The organism is Salinibacterium sp. ZJ450 (genome assembly GCF_011751885.2).
GTDB lineage: Bacteria > Actinomycetota > Actinomycetes > Actinomycetales > Microbacteriaceae > Ruicaihuangia.
The window spans coordinates 3,721,989-3,737,938 of record NZ_CP061771.1; the positions used below are offsets into that span (position 1 = coordinate 3,721,989).

The following is a 15,950-nucleotide window of genomic DNA, read 5'->3' on the forward strand; positions in this document are numbered from 1 at the left end:
TGCCTGTTCGGTGAGTCACCCGCGAGCGACACGGCTCACCTGGATTTCGTTGCCACGGAGCGATGAATCGTGCGCCAACCCTGGGCGTACGGGCCGCACCAAAGAAGCGTCCATGTGATGAAGAGTCTGCAAAGCGTCTGGGTCGAACGTACGACCCTCTTACAGGCGCCCCTCTTACAGGCGCCGCCAGGTCTGCGTCGAAACCGGGATCAGTGACATCGCCATCCGACACTGATGGCGATTCTGCGAAGAGTGTTTGCAAGCGATCGGAAACTGCGGCAGCGCTGTTGGCCACTTTGTCGCGCGCCAAGTCCGAGGCGCTCGCGACGCATCCGCTGAGTGTTCCAACGAGTCCGATTGCGATCAGGCATCGGGTCGACTTGGCACGGGATGCGTCGCTCTTCATGGGCTCAGTATGCCCGCCCAGCGTTGCGCCGCTGTTCATGCGCAAAAGCGGCCCCTGAAGGGGTGACCGGTGGTCTACCCACGCGACCACCGGTGACCCTCGCATGGGTGCCCTTAACTTCCGGGGCGCACCTGCCATGGTGGATCAGGCTTAGATGATAAGAACTCACACAGCTGACATGGTCGGGTGATGGATTGGGTTCCAGCGGCAGCCACCAGTTGAAAACCCTTGACCCAGAACACGTAGAAAGGGCGAGAATGCTCACCCCGAATCTCATCCGTAGGACCGGCTTCGTCGCCCTAGCCGCCGCGATTGCGTTCAGCCTCGCCGCGTGTGCCGCCCCGGATGCCGCCCCGCAAGCTCCGGCGCCTGCGACTGCTCAAGCCACACCGGAACCAGAGCTAGAGGCTCCGAAGGCTGGCGACGCGGCTATTAGCCCGGCCCACGTATGCGGGCAAGTAACGACCCTGCTCACCATGGAGGTCAATGCGGTTGAGGGCTTTGCGTTAGCGGCGATCACTCCTGCTAAGTACACCGAAACCATCGACGTGGTGAGGAACGGCTACCTCCATGTGCTGATCGACGACAATGATGTCGGCAAGGCGGTAAAGGCAGCGTCGAACTACTTGAAATCTGCCGAACCCACCGCAGCTGGAGAGTCGTATGACCCGAAAGCCGGCGAGTGGAAGGATTTGCGGTCCACTATCGGCCAGGCTTGCCGGGCGGCAGGCTCTGACCTGACATCGCTCCACGATTTCGGTGGCTGAGCAACCGAGGCCAATACTCGCTGCTTGTCGGGTTCTTCGCCGCTCGAACGCGCGCGTCGACGGCGTCCTGCCGGCTGTGCTGCCTGGCCATGAGTGCTCCTGTTGCCCTGGAGCAGCCCGGCCGCTGCACATCGATTCTAACGACTGAGCCACAGTCGCTTCGAGAGGAGAAAATCTGATTTGTACCCCCTTATGCTCATCAGAGCGCCTGCCCCCGCAGGCGTTTGGCACGTCATCCCTGTCTCCGGGTAGAGACATGAGCGGATCGTGCTTGCTTCGCCCCTAGGGCTGCATTCGGGTTGTACCCCGGGGGGCGAAGCTATTCGATTCAGACTGCAGAGAGGGACTGCCTGGTGAATCTCTCCTGCCCAAGTTGCGGAGCATCAGTTAGGGCGGTTCGGAATCCCTACTTCGGTACCGGCCTTGCTGTCCACGAGTTCCTGCTCGACTGTCGCCGATGCAAGACAGTTAGCTTGATCGCCGGCCATAGGGAGAGACCCGCAGTCGTGGAAACTCCTCCGCCCCATACTTCGATGATTCGACGCTGGTGGAACAGGGTCCTCGGGAGGTAGCGGGTAGCGTCATCCCCACCTTCGGGTGGCGGGGACGACGCGGGGGCGCTCGAGGGGGGAGAGAGAGAGAGAGAGCGCCAAGCGTCGAGCATAGGGATCCCACACTGCGCGAGCGACCCCCACTCTGCGGGTGTACAGATGGGTAGTGCTCGACCCCGCAGAACTACAGAGGCGACCAGGGCCCCGTGTCCTCGGCGAAACCGTCGCCAACAGTCGACCGTCGCCCGTCGACAGGGCTGCCACTCGGCATCGAGGGCACCACCAATAGGGATGGCCATCTGTGCCCGCAATGTCGAGCAGCTGAAGGCACGTGGCGCAGTTCGGGCACTCCAGCACATCCCCCGAGTCGTCGATCATGCGGGCGCTACGCACACGACCGCGAGCGCGCTAAGAGGCCGTGCCTGCGCCTTGTCGCCGAGGCGAACGCCCTCGACACGCCGCGAGTTGTACAAACTGGAGTTTCCACAGAAACGCCCCAATTGTCCGTCCAACTGTGGACAATCCGGGGGACAACTGGTCCCGGCAGTGGATAACCATGTGGATGGACCTGTGAATAATGACACGGTTGTAATTACTTCATCTAGTGGCTGATTAAATGTCGGCCACTACATGTAGCGTTGTGCTTGCCGAGTTGAGTCTCTGTTACAAGAAGACTGAACTCGGCACCGAGGGTCAGCGCATTAGCGAGTGCACCCAAAAACTAAAAAAGGTCGACCCGCTCTAACGGGTCGACCTGCAAGTCCTGAGATTAGACAGTCCTTGTTGCGAAGACTGACTATACCGGAGTCCCCAGCTGTTACGGAATAGCTCTCCTCTCTCAGGCGCAGCCCCTGAGAGAGGAGGAAAGACATGGCAAACATCCGCCGCGTGCGCATCCGCACAAAGCCCGTCCTTGTCCGCGTCACGGTCACCACGACCACTCGCCGTATCAAGTAACAGCCGGGGAGGTCCATTCTGGGCCTCCCCCTACTCCGAAGGAGCCAATCATGGCACGCACTGTCAATCGCAGCGCAGGAACTGGAAAGTTCGTATCCAAGGCGACCGCCAAGCGGTCTCCAGCTAAAACCACCACCGAACGCGTGGGAGATGGAACGGGCAATGCTCGTTCGGTCAATCGCTCGGCGGCGACGGGAAAGTTCGTGACGGCTTACACCGCCAAGAACAACCCGGGGGGCACGATCACCCAGCGCGTCTAGCAGAAACAAGAGAGAAGGGCCGGTGAGCAGGACTGCCGACCCTTCTCTTTTGTTCGCCGTCGCCCTATCGGCGTGGCAGCACCAAGTGAGTGGCTCAGCCACCAGGCTTCGCGCTGAGAAGTCCAGCCGTGGATCGGCTCGCGCCTCTCATGGGTCGGGTTGGGGCTCTTCTGTCGTTCCCGGATGACACTTCTGTAGAAGCTAACAACAGAAGCGTCACCCCGACGGCCTGCTCAGTCACTTTTGCAAAGTTGGCTGAGGCATCCCCGATCACCTCCCCGAAGAGGGCTCACCCGCCCGTACTGTCGCGGCACCCGCCTGAAGCGCTTCTTCCACAGTTACCAGTCGACACCCCAGTGGCTCCTGGCCGCCTCAGGCACTACCTTGATGTCCTCGTCGTCGAGGCGATCGACCGGGCGAATGCCGTAGTCGCCGCCGCCGCTGATCTGGGTGGTGGCGATGAGGAGCCAGGCGATTATGTCTCGCTCGGACCGGTCGTACTTTTTCCCCACAACGATCAGCTCGCCGATGACCGGGCGCACCTGCCCGTCCTCGGTGAATTGAAAGGCCGGGTAGACGAGCTCGCCGTCACGTTCAGTCGAGAGGAGCTGATCCTGGAGGTCCTCGCGGGTCGCGCTCTCCGGCAACTCCAGCATCGACACAACCTCGGCGAGCGTCAACCACTCGAACTCGGCGTACGCACGCATCCAAAACAGCGCAGTTGCCGGGACTGGAGACCAGATTCGCACCGAGCCGAATCCCTTAGGCACCGTCGCCAACCGCAGGTAGTGTCGGCTCACCGCGCCAGCCGTGAAAGCGGTGACCGGGCTCACCCCTGTATACCTCCGGAAATCCGTCCCCTTAGAAATCGGCGTCGAATAGTCCTTGAACCCGGTCTCTACTGTGAACCGGGTGTCGTCGACCCGGTGGACTAAGACCCACAACGGCTCGTTCGGCGGATAGGTCTTCTGTACCCGCAGCCACCCGTTCGGACCCAGCTCCTCGACCAGACGTTCCAGGTCCTCACCGATCGCGCTGCGAGGCGTGTCGTCAGTGTCGGATCGCCAGGTGATCGGGATACCGACCAAAGCTTCGCCTCGGCGATACGCGGGGCCGAAAGACTTCGCTTGTTCCTCAGGCATAGCCACCCTCCTCCTGCGCTTCTAGCGCCGACAGTACCGACAGGGTGTCGCCCCGCTCGATGCACGCCCGTGGCGTCGAGTGACCTAGCCATTGGTTGGGAGAGTCGAGCCAGATCGAGATGGTGGAGGGGTGCAGCACCGTGCCGGCGGCCTCGATGACTCGCCGTGTGTCAGCGGCAATCTCGTCGTCGGGGCGGGGTTCCATGAGCAGCACACTACCGGTGCAAAGCTGCTAGGTCTCGGCCGCCAACGCACCGGCTCTCTCGTCACCGATCAAGACGCGGCTTCCGCCCAGCCTTCTCGATCGGTGGCGCCACATCTCGGCCCCGCTCCTCAAGCGCCTGATGAACACGGGTCCTCTCGGACTGCTGGCTAGAGGATTGAGCCAGCACAAGGGGCGGCAATGCGGAAGGCTCAATGCCGAGGACCCGTAACGTGTTGCGCAAACCCCGTAGTGAGCTGACCGGCCTCTCCCGCTCGATCGCGACAATCATCGACGTGTCAACCTCCGCTGCCTTCGCCAGCTGCCGGCGGCTCAATCCCGCGATGAGCCGTTCGCTCGCAACTATCCCGGCCAGGTCTGATCGCAGTCGGAGATACTCAGTCGGCCCCGACGGATGGCACAGATGCAGCGCGGGCCGAAGCAGCAGCTTCGAGCGGGCCCGTTTAGGGTCCGGCAATGGACCCGCGAGCCGTTTCGGTTGCGAGTTATGCCACGTGCTCTACGAAAAGAGTTCTTGCGATCGCCAGGACGTTTACCCGTCATTGGCCGGGCTGCCCAAACCTTCTACATACTCGCCAAGTCCATGGGCGACGTGGATCTTGATCACGTGACGAGGAGAAGGACGACCTCTACACGGCTTTGGATTCGCGGCCTAACAGGTGGGGATGGCAATCAAGGGAGAGCTGGAGGCGCTATGCCGCTCTCGGCTTTTCCCGGGCATACTGATTGCGCGCCGACGCTTCAGGCAGCCAGCGTCGCCCAGATGAGACCGGCAGTGCATACGACCAGACCGACTGTCGCCACCACGAGGGCCGATGAGGTGGCGCGAATTCGCTCAGACATCTGTTGATCGAGTCTGGCACGCTGCTCTATTACCCAGACATCAAGGGCAGTCTGTGCACCCCAAGAGACGTGTTGCCCGCCGACATGACGCAAGAGCACGTTAATCCTTTCCAAGTCCTCGGCGGTGGGCTCGGGAATCTGGTGGGATATCCGTGGTCGTCGCATGCTCAAGGATGGCACTAAGCGGCGAAAGCCTCTCCGCAAACGAGGCAGAAGTGCGGCTGTGCGCTGTTCTCGGGAACCTTTACTGGCTCCCACGGATGGCACGGGGGCTGGAGCGCAATCATGTCGTCCGGCTCCACCATCGGATCAGGAATCTCGGGGCGCTCGGACGAGAGCTTGATACTCAGGTGCTTGCTCCCCCGAGTGGCACCAGCCAGTTCATCGTCGAGCTGGTCGAGCATGGGGCCCATCGCCGCAGCTCGCGCGTAATCGAGCTGCTCCGGAGTCCACCACGAGTCATGACCAGCTGACCGCCCGCAACGGGGGCACCAGTACACGGGCGGATAGACAAAGTCCTCGGGAGCATCCGGGGTCTTGCCATGGTGCCACTTGAACTCCAGTTCGCAGTTCGGGCACTCGCGGCGAAGAAATCCGTCGGAGTCGAGTGGGAGTGAAATGGGAATTTGCATGCGTTACCCCTCTGCATCGATGAACACTTCTTGGTGGAATTCGCGACCGTCTTCGAGGCGGCCGAGCACATTGAGATCAAAGTGCTGCGGTCCTGGGGCACCGAGCGAGTGTGACGAATTGTGCGCGCGAATTGTGAAGCTCTTGCCCGCTGGCAGCCGGTGGACAGGATCCTCCTGCCATATCTGCACCCCGGTGAGCGTTTCCGGGACGTGGACTCGAACATCAAAGATGGGAACTGCCCCGTTATTGGTGACTTTGAGCTGATCGAGCTTGTTCCCCCCGCTCGAATACCAGTGGGCGTCAACGCTGGCTCCTCGTCGCTCCGACGATGGCGCTCGCCTTCCGAGTGGAAGCACCCCACCGGGTTTCTCGGGTGGCGTGAAATCGCCGACTGTGAGCCAGTCATCTCCGGTCATGTCGACAGGGCAACCCGCGGTACGAAGGCGGCTTGCAAGCGCCTTACGCTGAGGAACGCCGTTGCCCATCCTGATTGCGTGGCGACCAAGCACATCGGTAAATGGTCGGAGTTCGCCTAACTCAACGAGAATCGTTCGCGCCGCGTTGCGCCCTAGCGCCATTCCAGCCTCAAAAAGCACGTTTGGCCGGGCTTGAGCCGAGGGCTGAGTTTCGGGATCGCCGTCGCCGTCACCATACTGCGGCTGGAGATACGCGATTTCGTCCGGAGTGAGCAGAACGACAATCGCCTGCGCATTCTCAAAAGCGACGTCAAGAACACGGCCGATATAGGGCGATCCTTCGCCCGTCATCTCGACCGCTTGACTCCATTCGAGCGGGTTCAGCCCTAGCCCCCGCAGATACTGGAACATCGACTTGCGTGCCGCGTCATTACGCCCATGAACTACGAATACGCGGTCAGGTTTCGGCACAACGCGTGTTTCCGTGCCTGCAGCCATACTCATCCCCAAGGTCATGAGCAAAAGAGTAGTCCTCACCTCAGACATCGCAGGGCGGGTGCCAGTATGCGTCTCCTCCGGTTATGAATCGGCGCGAATTCGCTTTTGCGTACATGACACACTCAAGGAGTGTCGGCCAACCCTTCCCCACTGGCCGGTCGCGATCGCCGGGGCGTAGCATCGCGCGCATGAGGGACGACCTTGGGGACGTGTTGCAGAGCCCGAACTGCGCCACGTGCCTTCAGCCGCTCGACATCGCGGGCACAGACGGCCATCCCTATTGGTGGTGCCCTCGATGCCGGGTGGCGGCCCTGCCGACGGGGCGACGGTCGATGGCTGGCGACGGTTTCCCGGAGGACACGCAGCCATGGCTGCCTCGGTAGGTCTTCGGGGCCCCGCGGACAGATCTGTACACCCGTGGAGTGGGGGTCGCTCGCGGATTAGGGCGTCCCTAAGCTCGACCCTTGGCGCTCTCCCCCCTCGGGCGCCCCGCACGAAGGTGGGGAATGACGCCACCCACTACCTCAGGAAGAGCCTGTTCCACCAGCGTCGAATCATCGAGACACGCGGAGGAGTTTCCACGACTGCAGGTTTCTCCCTATGGCCGGCGATCAAGCTCACTGTCTTGCACCGGCGACAGTCGAGCAGGAACTCGTGGACAGCAAGGCCAGTACCGAAGTAGGGTTTCCGAACCGCCCTAACCGATGCTCCGCAACTTGGGCAGGAGAGATTCACGAGCAGTCCTCTCCCGGTAAGCGTGATTCGAGTGTGCTTCGCCTCCGGGGTACAACCCGAATGCGCCCTGGAGGCGAAGCGAGCACGATCCACTCATGTCTCTACCCGGAGACACGGATGACGTGCCAAACGCCTGCAGGGGGGCAGGCGCTCTGACGAGCATAAGGGGGTACGAATCAGTGTTGCTCCTCTCGAAGCGACTGTGGGTCAGTCGTTAGAATCGGTGTAGGCAGCGGCCGGGCTGCTCCAAGCACCACAGGAGCACTCATGGCCATGCAGCACAGCCGGCAGGACGCGATCGACGCGCGCGCTCGTGCATCGAAGAGCCCGACACCGAACTGGCATCCGATTCTCGCCGCCGTCGAGATTCGACCCGGCCTCTGGCATATGGTCGACCAGTACAACCAGCCCTACGCGGTCGTCCTCTTCCTCGAACTCGGAGGTGAACAGGGCTACCGGGCCGTTCACGTCTCACGCGACGGCCACCGAAACCTGGTCGGTTACTACCGCACGCTCCGCGCTGCATGCGAGGCAGCCCACGGCGTGTACGTGCGAGCGCACGGCCCCGCTGGTTTCGCACCGGATCCGTGGAGCCCCGCCGAACCTCCGCCGCGCCACTAACCATCACCGCTGCACCGACGCCCGCACTGGGTCCCGTCAGCGGCAATAGCGGCAAGGCGCGGTTTTGGTCGATACAAGAGCGGCCGTCGGATGTGTCCGCGCCCGGATCACTCGTGCTCGCTAGGTTGGGCCACAGCCGGCTCACGTGATCACACCACGTCAAGGTGCTTGAGGCTCCTCAGACAGCAGCATGCCGGCCGCAATTAGGAGCAGGAGAGCAACCAGCGACGCGACCGCCAACGTCTTCCCCAAAACGTCCCGCGGGCGACCAACGAGACGAAACAACTACCGCTGAGCGATCTGCTCCCAGCTCGCATTGTTGAGCCAGTTGGCTGCGGCATCCCATCCCATGTACGAGGGTGATGCATTCAAGTGCCCGAAGAATCGCGATGGTGTGGTCCCGACAACGTCTCCCCAGGGCTTCGTGAGGCGTTCACAATAGGTGGTGATGACCCCGTGCCGTGCGCGCGAGATCATTACGGAGAGCACTCTCGCCTCTTCCTTAACAGCATCCGGAGTTTTCGCGAGGTAAAAGGGAATTGAGTCGTCCTCCATTCCCGCGACAATGACCCAGTCGAACTGCTGCCCCTTGCCTGCGTGACCCGTGAGCAGGTGGAGACCAGGGGCGCTCAGCAGTGTCTCATCCTCACCAACCTTGATGCGTGCCCGGATCTCTGCCCGTGTCGAGCCGTCGATGGACAACTCTTGGATCCATGTGCACCCGGCGGTGACGCTTTCCAGCGTCGTCGGATCATGAAGTTCAACGGGGTCGACGAGCTCGAGGATCTGTTTGACGGCGTCATCGGCCCTCAGCATGCTGTCAGTTGCGCGCCGCAGGAGAGATCTGAGGATCGGCGCGGTATGGGAGTCGAAGATGGGGTCGTCCCATCGGTACCACGAGAACGGGTGCCCGTCTTCGTTGAGGATGCTGTCGAGCGCCTCGCGACGAGCCTTCACGCGAGTGACGACGCCGATTCGGTGTGAGGGCGCCAAGGGGATGATTTTGGCGGCGAAGTCCGCGATCCAAGCTGCTTCGTCTTCGACGGTCTCGAATGTGCGATGACCGGTGAGTCCGCCGCCCGGCCATGATTCGGGCCGTGAACTGGAAAGCACGGTTCCGTCGGTCATTGGCGTGAGCGAGTTCACAAGGTTAAGCACCGCCGGGGAGGACCGGTGCGACTCCGCGAACGCGATCTCTTGGATGCCTTCGGCGCGTGCAGCGTCCAGGACCATCTGCGGGTTCGCGCCGGCGAAGCTATAGATGCCTTGGGCTAGGTCGCCGGCATAGGTGATGCGGCTGGCGCCGATGCGTTGCGCGATGCTCAACTGCTGCAGCGTCAAATCTTGAAACTCGTCAATGATGAGGCTACTGAAGTGCTCACGATACAGCGCAGCAACACCGTCATCGCGAAGGATGAGATCTGCGAGGCGCGGCAAATCATCGTAGGTAAGGCGCTTTTCCGCGACTCGTTTCTGCTCGAGTTGGATCGCAAGAGGGTGCTGGCTTTGCGCGATGCGGGTCAAGACTTCGGCGTCGGTTCGGGTTGTGAGCTTCGCCTCTTGGAGGTACCCCTTCACAATCTCCCGCTGCTTGGAGGGTATCCCCAGGGCGCGAAGCTGCTCACCTACCCAGTCGGAGTCAGGAATGGCCCACGTGTGGTCGACACCGATCACATTGCCGTGCGCCCTAATTACACGCGCTGCGAAACTGTGAAGGTTGCTTATCGTGACATGACGACGAACCTCGCTGTGGGTCAGGTAGTTGCGGAGGCGTTCCTCGATGTTCTCCTTGGCGCGGTTGGTGAACGTGAGGATGAGGATGCGCCGCGGATGACTGGTTGCGCCACGATCTATGAGACCTCGAACCCGGAGAGCGAGGGCTTCAGTCTTCCCACATCCGGCGGGTGCTGTGATCAGTAGGCCAAGGCCCTCGTAATCGCGAATCTCCTGCTGGCGCGGCGTGGGTGCGGGCACTTCAGTCCGCACTGGTGATTCCCGCCAGCAGCGCGTTGATCGAGGTAACCGCTGTGGCTTCGGCGGCGGTCAGCGTGGCGGCAACGATGAGCGCCGCCTGGACCTTGAAGTTTTTCCGGCGGCAGAATGCTGCGACATCCTCGGCCGTGTACGTGCCACCTGGACCCGATGCGGTGCAGAGCAGCAGCTGGTTGGGCTTGAACTCACCGGACGCGACAAGCCGATTCCAAAGCGCTTCGCCGCCGATGGCTGCTGAGTACTCAGCCTCGAGATCTGGCATCGAGACGATGACCCCATGAGAGGAGAGGTCGCCCTTATCTACGCCGAAAGCATCCGCAGTGTCCTGGACCGCGTCGTCGTCGATGAGCATCCGGATCGGCACGTCAAAGCCATCGGGTCCGAATACCTTCCTTGCGTTCGGCACGGACCGGCTGCCGTCAGTCTCGACGACGGAGATCCCATGCCGGTCGAGATCGTTTCCGACGAGCTGCCCGACGCGCCGAACGACGATTCGGTCCGATGGACCCTCCACGAGGAGCACGAAAGAAGACGTGAGCGGTTCAAGCTTGTCACGCACCCACCACCGCGCAGCGAGCTTCGCATCGCCGTCGAGAAAGTTCTCTCCCGCCTGTTTCACAAGCCCACCACGCCGCACGACGGCAATTTCCTCCGGCGAGAACGCTCCGACGATGTCAGGCGAATGTGTCGCGATCACCTTCTGGTTGGACGAGGACCGAAGTAGGTTGGCGAGGCTGCGTTGGCTGGTCGGGTGCAAGTGGATCTCGGGCTCATCGACGGCTACGACGTTGGCTGCTTCCGAGACGAGGTCGTACATCGCGATTGCGAAGAGCGCCCGGGCACCATCCGACTGCTCGGCCATACCGCGCGTGACGCCGTCGCGAATCATCTGAAGCCGCACATCTGCAAGCAGGTCTTCATCAGCAATACTCCGGCTAACGAACCGCAGATTATCCGCTTCGATTCGTGACGGCACCGCCTTCGAGAGCTGGGTGGCAAGCTTCGCACGAAGCTCCCCCAGAACGATCGAGTCGTTCAGTTTGTTCTGGAATCCGTCGACCGCGTCTTCAAACTCGGGGCGTTCATCGCTCAGATCAATGGCGGCGAGGATGTCCTCGAATGAGCTGTTGCGGTCGTCCCTGAAGTCGCGAGCACCCGACTGTGTGGCCCCGATCATCTTCCAGCCGAGCGTTTGCAGCTGTTCGCGGCTCAGCTGCCGCTCGTTCCCGCTCTTCGGAGAATACCTGCGAACTTGAAGCGTTTCCGCTTGGTCGAGCTGCGCTTCAAGCCTGATGGTGAGCACAGGTTGCGGCAGTCTGGGATCCTGGTTGATCTCGTCTGGAAAGTGCGCCTTCTCGTCGGCGGAGAAGTCGATGAGGTCCACTTCGATGAGGAGTTCCGCGGCTCGGTCCCGAAAGTCATCGGGCGTGATTCGGGAGTAAAGTCCGGCAGTACTTGCCCCAAGAGCAAGATCGAGGCACCGAAGCAGCGATGATTTGCCTACGTCGTTAGCACCGACCAGCACAAGGTGTCGGCGGACATCCAGTGCGAGGTCCATTAATCGCGCGTGATTCGTAACTCGAACCGCATTGAGCCTCAACCGACCCACCCAATCTCCCGCGTCAGCCGGGTTCCAAACCAGCGTGTCATGCACATGGGTTTCAGCGGGTATGGATGGGCTCGGCGGCGCACCCCCAGTTGGAGGTACGCGAAGATACTTCACAAAGACGACTCTGCGGAGCGCGGTCGAGTGCCGCGCGGAGTGGAAGGAGCCAGACCCACTTCCGCGGGACGCTTACGTATGTCACGAGGACCATCAGCCTGCCGCCATTGGATGAAATCCGCGAATACTCGCTTTTCGTTCTCGGGCACCGTCCATCGCGCCAATATCCCGCGGAAGGCACACCACATCACGAGGTCGGGGCGTTCTACGTTGGGATTACTCGATCTGCACACCGAACTCTGCGAGTAGTGCTGTCATCGGAACGGCCGGACCGGCAGCGGTCCGCTCACGCACGATCGCTGCTATCTCCAGATCCTCAAGGATCGCTTCGAGCCAGTCATCGTCCATGAGCCGAGCCTAGTGAGTGTCACAGCGAGCGTCGGGGCTGTCCCGCACTGACCGGCGCCGAACTGACGCGAGCGCGTCGGATATCGCTAGGTGCCGCCCGCTCCACGCCCATGTTCAATTCGGATGCTTCGCTGGCGCATAGAGCCCGCCTCGAATCAGAGGGGCGAGAGAGCGCCAACTACTCAGGCGATTTCGTACCGATCAGCCGTTCGTACGTTCCCTCTTCCACTGATGCGCTGTAGCGCAGTCGAAGCATCCGCGACTCGTCGTAGGGTTCCCCGGCGACAACCTTGGTCACCCGGTTCAACCAGGCACCAGAGGTGACCGCGAAGAAGCCGTCGCCTTCAATGGCGTAACTCGCGCGCCGGAATAGCGCCCAGCGGATCGCGTCCTCCGCGAGCTCGAACGGATCCTGGCCGTTCTCCGCGTTGGAGGGACGGTTGGTCAACCATGCACTGGCAGCCCGCCAGCCTTTGGTCGACGCCAAGTGGAAGAGCATCGTGGAGTCTCCGGACAGCGGGTCGGCCAGCGGCGACAGGCCAAGGTCAACAGACGTGTCGCTGTTGACGGCGAAAGTCATGTCCGCGGCGTTCATCCACATGCCAAACATCTCGCCGCCCGGAACCCGGACGTTGAGGGAATCGTCGATGTAAGTGTTCCGCCAAGGGTCCGCAGGGTCGAGAGTAGCGATCAAGTCGAAGAGCACGCCGGCCATGAAAGTGTTGTGGTACTCAGGCATCCGGCGGGCAAAAACTCTCATCTCGACGTCAATCTGGGTGCGCATCCGTAGTGTGTACAACGGGGTGGTGAGACTAATCACCCACCGCGTTGCCCATTCGCTCGTACCGATTTGTGTGCCATGTGATTCATACATACCTCTGCAGTCCTCGGACTACTCGTCGACCTGTGACAGTGCTCGCATTGCCGATAACATCATCGTGAATATGAATATCGCAGCTCCTCGACTCAGCCCTCTATTCCGCTCGGACGCGCAAGCAGACATCTTGGCGCGCGTGTTGCTGAATCCCGACCGGAGCTACACCACAGCAGAGCTCGCTCGTCTGAACGAGACGTCATACGCCTCCACTCACCGCGAGGTGCAACGCCAAGTCGAGCTAGGGCTGTTCCACCAGCAGGCGGTCGGCCGCGCCATCCTCGTTAGCGCCAACCAGCAGGACCCCGCGTATGACCACGTCGTCGGGCTCCTGCGACTGAGCTACGGTCCGGCCGCAGTTCTCCCTCGTGTCCTTGAACCGATCGATGGAGTCTCGGCAGCTTACGTCTACGGCTCCTGGGCGGCCCGTCGTTCAGGAGAGCCAGGAACCGCGCCCCGTGACATAGACGTGCTCGTCGTCGGCAACCCTGCGCGGTCAGCAATCACCGAGGCTGCTGCGCAAGCTGAAGGAGCGCTAGGCCGAGAAGTGAACATTCGCGTAGTCAGCTCTGCCGCATGGAAGTCCGGCGACGACCTCTTTCTGCGCACAATCCGCCAACGCCCCCTGCTACGGCTTCGAATAGAGAGACCTGCTTAATCAACTGATTAGGGGATGTGGCCACCTATGAGAGGTGGGAGCCAAACGTCGATAACGTGCGCGGATCGCGTCGGGAAGGGCTGGTGTCAGTCGTCTTTTGGGGCACCCGTTGCGCTGGTTCTCCAAGTCTTCGCACGTGCTGCGGCAGCGCGGTACTCTCGGCACATGGTCGAGTCGGGCGAGAGCCCCCAGCCCGCACCGAGCGGAGGCCAGTCAGACCGGGCTGCCAGAAGCCCTGCATCAGGTGGCCCTTGACGCCCTGCTGTACTCCGATAGTGTGGCGATTAAAATCGCCACACTATCGGAGGCGCGATGATGCAGGAGCTGACAACCGAAGTTGGAACCAGGCACGCAACCGGAGCTGCGTTAGGCAATACGTCCGTCGCAGACCTCGAGGTGAGCGTCGATTTCCAGCTCCTCAATAGCGCTGAGAACCCGACGACCCGAGCCTCTGTCTCATGACCGCTTTCGAAGGGCAGCCGCGCGATGACCAAACGAGTCGTCAGCCGGCGATTCTCTTCCGTACCGGGGATTCCAAACTCGCACCGGTTAGGTCGTGGTTTCACTTCAAGTTTCTCATTGAGACCACTCTTTCAAGACTCGTACTAATCCGGGTCGTCAGCGACACCGAGTGCCGCATCGCAGTAGTCACGTTGAACCGATCCCTCACGCTCGAACTCGCCCTTCGCCGGGAGGGTGGTTACTGTCCGGTAAGCCGGACGGAACAGACCCGCGATGGCGCGGTGGATCAGCTGGCCAACTTCCTCCTCGGCCACCTCCCCTCGGGTCCAGATTCTTTCGGTGAGGAATGGGAGGACCAGCCTGGCCCAGCAAGCGGCCGCGTCGTTGTCCGCACTGTCAGCGGGAGCGAGTACCTGGTGGATCTCGACCGTATGACCCTTTGTCGGTCGCGAGCCAATACCCTCCAATCGCATGGCGCCGGGGTTCAATCAGTGCGCCTGAGGCGCGACGGTGAGCTCATTAAAATACTTACTGTCGTCAGCCTCCAGGTCGGATTCCCCGCCGTCTTCGTTCTCGAGCCTCTCGGCAACCCGCGCTACGTCATCTTCACCAGGCGAACGACAACAACGGTGCTCTCAATTCGAGCCAGCGATCAGCCCATCGGAACTTGCGATGGGGGGCTTAAAGGCATTTGAACTCCCCAGAGGCTTTGCCGCCGTGCTCAACAAACTTGTATCCAGTGTTAGATCGCTGGCACCTCAAGCTCGAGGGATCCGCGCCCCCGACTTGACACGTCCTGGCCAGAGGTCGACGCCAAAGGTGTACTCCAGGCGAGCGATAACGACGAGGTCCGGCCAGGAGTCGCCCTTGAGCACATTCCCCAGCGTGACGTGGTCGATACCAGCCTCCGCCGCAACGGATCGAATACTGCGGTCACCCATCGCGTGCCGCACATTGAGCGCAAACAGCCGGGCGACCTCGCCAGCTAAATCTTCGGATTTCACGTCGGGCCAGCCAACCGCGAGATCACGCGGCTTAGGTCTGGGAGGTCGAGCCATGACAATACCGTAGAGGACAACGAAGAGTCAGACATCGACACCTCTCTCCTGTGGTTATAACATTAACCAAGTAATGAATAGCAGCAGTCGGGTCATGACCGCAACCTTTCAGGCGTGTCGCGCACTACGGGCGCGAGCCCAGGTGCCACAACCGAAGCTTGCCGCTGCCCAAGCGGGATGGACCGTTTTGGGTGTACTGGAGCCTCTCCCGCGGTCACCCAAGAACTCTTCCAACTTCCCACTCTGTCGGTTATTATTATCGCCAAGCTTGCATTGGATCATTGAGGACGAGCAGGACTCGAGATGATTAGCATCGCCATTGTGGACCCGGAGCTTCACTACCGGTCGGGCCTCTCCGTGGTTCTCGAGCGCGATCGTCGCTTGACGGTCGTCATCGCCGCGGCGTCTGTCGATGAGCTCCTCAAGTCCAGGACGCGCCCAAGCGTGGTGCTGCTTGCCGAATCGATTACGCAGCTCACGACAGTCACCTTGCTCCGCGATCAGTATCGGTGCGCCGTAATCACAGTGCCCAAGAAACAGGCACGCAAGAGGGCTGAAACCTTCTATGGCGAAGATGCTCGCATTGCGCGGACCCAGCCTCTAGCCGTCCTGATCGCGACGGTGCTCCGCGTTTTGGGAGGGACCCAGTGACTTTCAGGATCGGTGATACTACAGTCGCTGTCATGTCCGCGGAAATCCACCGCGACAAGGTGGACACAGCATCTGGTTCGCATCCGGGCGTTCAGGCAAACGCACGGTCGCTACTTGGATCCTGCTCCAGCG

Annotated in this window: 14 protein-coding genes; 5 read left to right on the top strand and 9 right to left on the bottom strand. The window is 61.4% G+C overall.

The features are described 5' to 3' along the window. Positions 1-882 precede the first annotated feature (882 nt). Both HCT51_RS18070 and HCT51_RS18075 read left to right on the top strand, forming a co-directional pair. The gene (locus tag HCT51_RS18070; RefSeq protein WP_166880045.1) at positions 883-1,173 is read left to right on the top strand and encodes a hypothetical protein; all 291 of its coding nucleotides are present in this window, start codon (positions 883-885) and stop codon (positions 1,171-1,173) included. A 1,558-nt stretch (positions 1,174-2,731) separates the two neighbouring features. Beyond that, positions 2,732-2,941 (top strand): ABC transporter ATP-binding protein, encoded by a 210-nt coding sequence (locus HCT51_RS18075; RefSeq protein ID WP_166880042.1) that lies wholly within the window; start codon positions 2,732-2,734, stop codon positions 2,939-2,941. A gap of 338 nt (positions 2,942-3,279) precedes the next feature. On the opposite strand, the gene HCT51_RS18080 is transcribed toward HCT51_RS18075, so the two are convergent. From HCT51_RS18080 to HCT51_RS18095, 4 genes are all read right to left on the bottom strand, one after another. Continuing rightward, positions 3,280-4,083 (bottom strand): hypothetical protein, encoded by an 804-nt coding sequence (locus HCT51_RS18080; RefSeq protein ID WP_166880040.1) that lies wholly within the window; start codon positions 4,081-4,083, stop codon positions 3,280-3,282. After that, positions 4,076-4,288: a hypothetical protein gene (locus tag HCT51_RS18085; RefSeq protein WP_166880038.1), complete on the bottom strand. Its 213-nt coding sequence runs from the start codon at positions 4,286-4,288 to the stop codon at positions 4,076-4,078. The genes HCT51_RS18080 and HCT51_RS18085 overlap by 8 nt, the downstream gene beginning before the upstream one ends. 1,040 nt (positions 4,289-5,328) lie before the next feature. Further along, positions 5,329-5,781, bottom strand: a complete 453-nt coding sequence (locus HCT51_RS18090) for a hypothetical protein (RefSeq protein WP_166880036.1) — start codon at positions 5,779-5,781, stop codon at positions 5,329-5,331. A 3-nt stretch (positions 5,782-5,784) separates the two neighbouring features. After that, entirely contained in the window at positions 5,785-6,714 is a 930-nt protein-coding gene (locus HCT51_RS18095) for a TIR domain-containing protein (protein WP_166880034.1), read from the bottom strand. Between the two features lie 984 nt (positions 6,715-7,698). Here HCT51_RS18095 and HCT51_RS18100 point away from each other — a divergent pair. Continuing rightward, positions 7,699-8,052: a hypothetical protein gene (locus HCT51_RS18100; RefSeq protein WP_166880031.1), complete on the top strand. Its 354-nt coding sequence runs from the start codon at positions 7,699-7,701 to the stop codon at positions 8,050-8,052. Positions 8,053-8,337: 285 nt separating this feature from the next. Here HCT51_RS18100 and HCT51_RS18105 read toward each other — a convergent pair whose 3' ends face one another. From HCT51_RS18105 to HCT51_RS18115, 4 genes are all read right to left on the bottom strand, one after another. Further along, positions 8,338-10,026 carry a UvrD-helicase domain-containing protein gene (locus tag HCT51_RS18105; RefSeq protein WP_166880029.1) on the bottom strand — a complete coding sequence of 563 codons (1,689 nt, stop codon included), beginning with the start codon at positions 10,024-10,026 and terminating at the stop codon, positions 8,338-8,340. Between the two features lies 1 nt (position 10,027). Next, entirely contained in the window at positions 10,028-11,602 is a 1,575-nt protein-coding gene (locus tag HCT51_RS18110) for an ATP-dependent nuclease (RefSeq protein WP_224760578.1), read from the bottom strand. A gap of 381 nt (positions 11,603-11,983) precedes the next feature. Beyond that, the gene (locus tag HCT51_RS18895; RefSeq protein ID WP_255523533.1) at positions 11,984-12,115 is read right to left on the bottom strand and encodes a hypothetical protein; all 132 of its coding nucleotides are present in this window, start codon (positions 12,113-12,115) and stop codon (positions 11,984-11,986) included. A gap of 178 nt (positions 12,116-12,293) precedes the next feature. Next, the gene (locus HCT51_RS18115) at positions 12,294-12,899 is read right to left on the bottom strand and encodes a hypothetical protein (protein WP_166880027.1); all 606 of its coding nucleotides are present in this window, start codon (positions 12,897-12,899) and stop codon (positions 12,294-12,296) included. Positions 12,900-14,105: 1,206 nt separating this feature from the next. Here HCT51_RS18115 and HCT51_RS18120 point away from each other — a divergent pair. Further along, positions 14,106-14,804 (top strand): hypothetical protein, encoded by a 699-nt coding sequence (locus HCT51_RS18120; RefSeq protein WP_166880022.1) that lies wholly within the window; start codon positions 14,106-14,108, stop codon positions 14,802-14,804. Positions 14,805-14,867: 63 nt separating this feature from the next. Here the strand turns inward: HCT51_RS18120 and HCT51_RS18125 are convergent, their stop codons facing one another. After that, entirely contained in the window at positions 14,868-15,167 is a 300-nt protein-coding gene (locus tag HCT51_RS18125) for a helix-turn-helix domain-containing protein (RefSeq protein ID WP_166880020.1), read from the bottom strand. A 303-nt stretch (positions 15,168-15,470) separates the two neighbouring features. Between HCT51_RS18125 and HCT51_RS18130 the strand changes: the two genes are divergently transcribed. Then, positions 15,471-15,818, top strand: a complete 348-nt coding sequence (locus tag HCT51_RS18130) for a helix-turn-helix domain-containing protein (RefSeq protein WP_166880018.1) — start codon at positions 15,471-15,473, stop codon at positions 15,816-15,818. The last annotated feature ends 132 nt before the right edge of the window (positions 15,819-15,950 follow it).

Coding starts and splice junctions, on each gene's coding strand:
- HCT51_RS18895 (WP_255523533.1), bottom strand. CDS start 12,115: ATGGACGATGACTGGCTCGAAGCGATCCTTGAGGATCTGGAGATAGCA.
- HCT51_RS18085 (WP_166880038.1), bottom strand. CDS start 4,288: ATGGAACCCCGCCCCGACGACGAGATTGCCGCTGACACACGGCGAGTC.
- HCT51_RS18125 (WP_166880020.1), bottom strand. CDS start 15,167: ATGGCTCGACCTCCCAGACCTAAGCCGCGTGATCTCGCGGTTGGCTGG.
- HCT51_RS18110 (WP_224760578.1), bottom strand. CDS start 11,602: ATGGACCTCGCACTGGATGTCCGCCGACACCTTGTGCTGGTCGGTGCT.
- HCT51_RS18095 (WP_166880034.1), bottom strand. CDS start 6,714: ATGACCTTGGGGATGAGTATGGCTGCAGGCACGGAAACACGCGTTGTG.
- HCT51_RS18075 (WP_166880042.1), top strand. CDS start 2,732: ATGGCACGCACTGTCAATCGCAGCGCAGGAACTGGAAAGTTCGTATCC.
- HCT51_RS18070 (WP_166880045.1), top strand. CDS start 883: ATGGAGGTCAATGCGGTTGAGGGCTTTGCGTTAGCGGCGATCACTCCT.
- HCT51_RS18120 (WP_166880022.1), top strand. CDS start 14,106: ATGACCGCTTTCGAAGGGCAGCCGCGCGATGACCAAACGAGTCGTCAG.
- HCT51_RS18115 (WP_166880027.1), bottom strand. CDS start 12,899: ATGCGCACCCAGATTGACGTCGAGATGAGAGTTTTTGCCCGCCGGATG.
- HCT51_RS18130 (WP_166880018.1), top strand. CDS start 15,471: ATGATTAGCATCGCCATTGTGGACCCGGAGCTTCACTACCGGTCGGGC.
- HCT51_RS18100 (WP_166880031.1), top strand. CDS start 7,699: ATGGCCATGCAGCACAGCCGGCAGGACGCGATCGACGCGCGCGCTCGT.
- HCT51_RS18090 (WP_166880036.1), bottom strand. CDS start 5,781: ATGCAAATTCCCATTTCACTCCCACTCGACTCCGACGGATTTCTTCGC.
- HCT51_RS18080 (WP_166880040.1), bottom strand. CDS start 4,083: ATGCCTGAGGAACAAGCGAAGTCTTTCGGCCCCGCGTATCGCCGAGGC.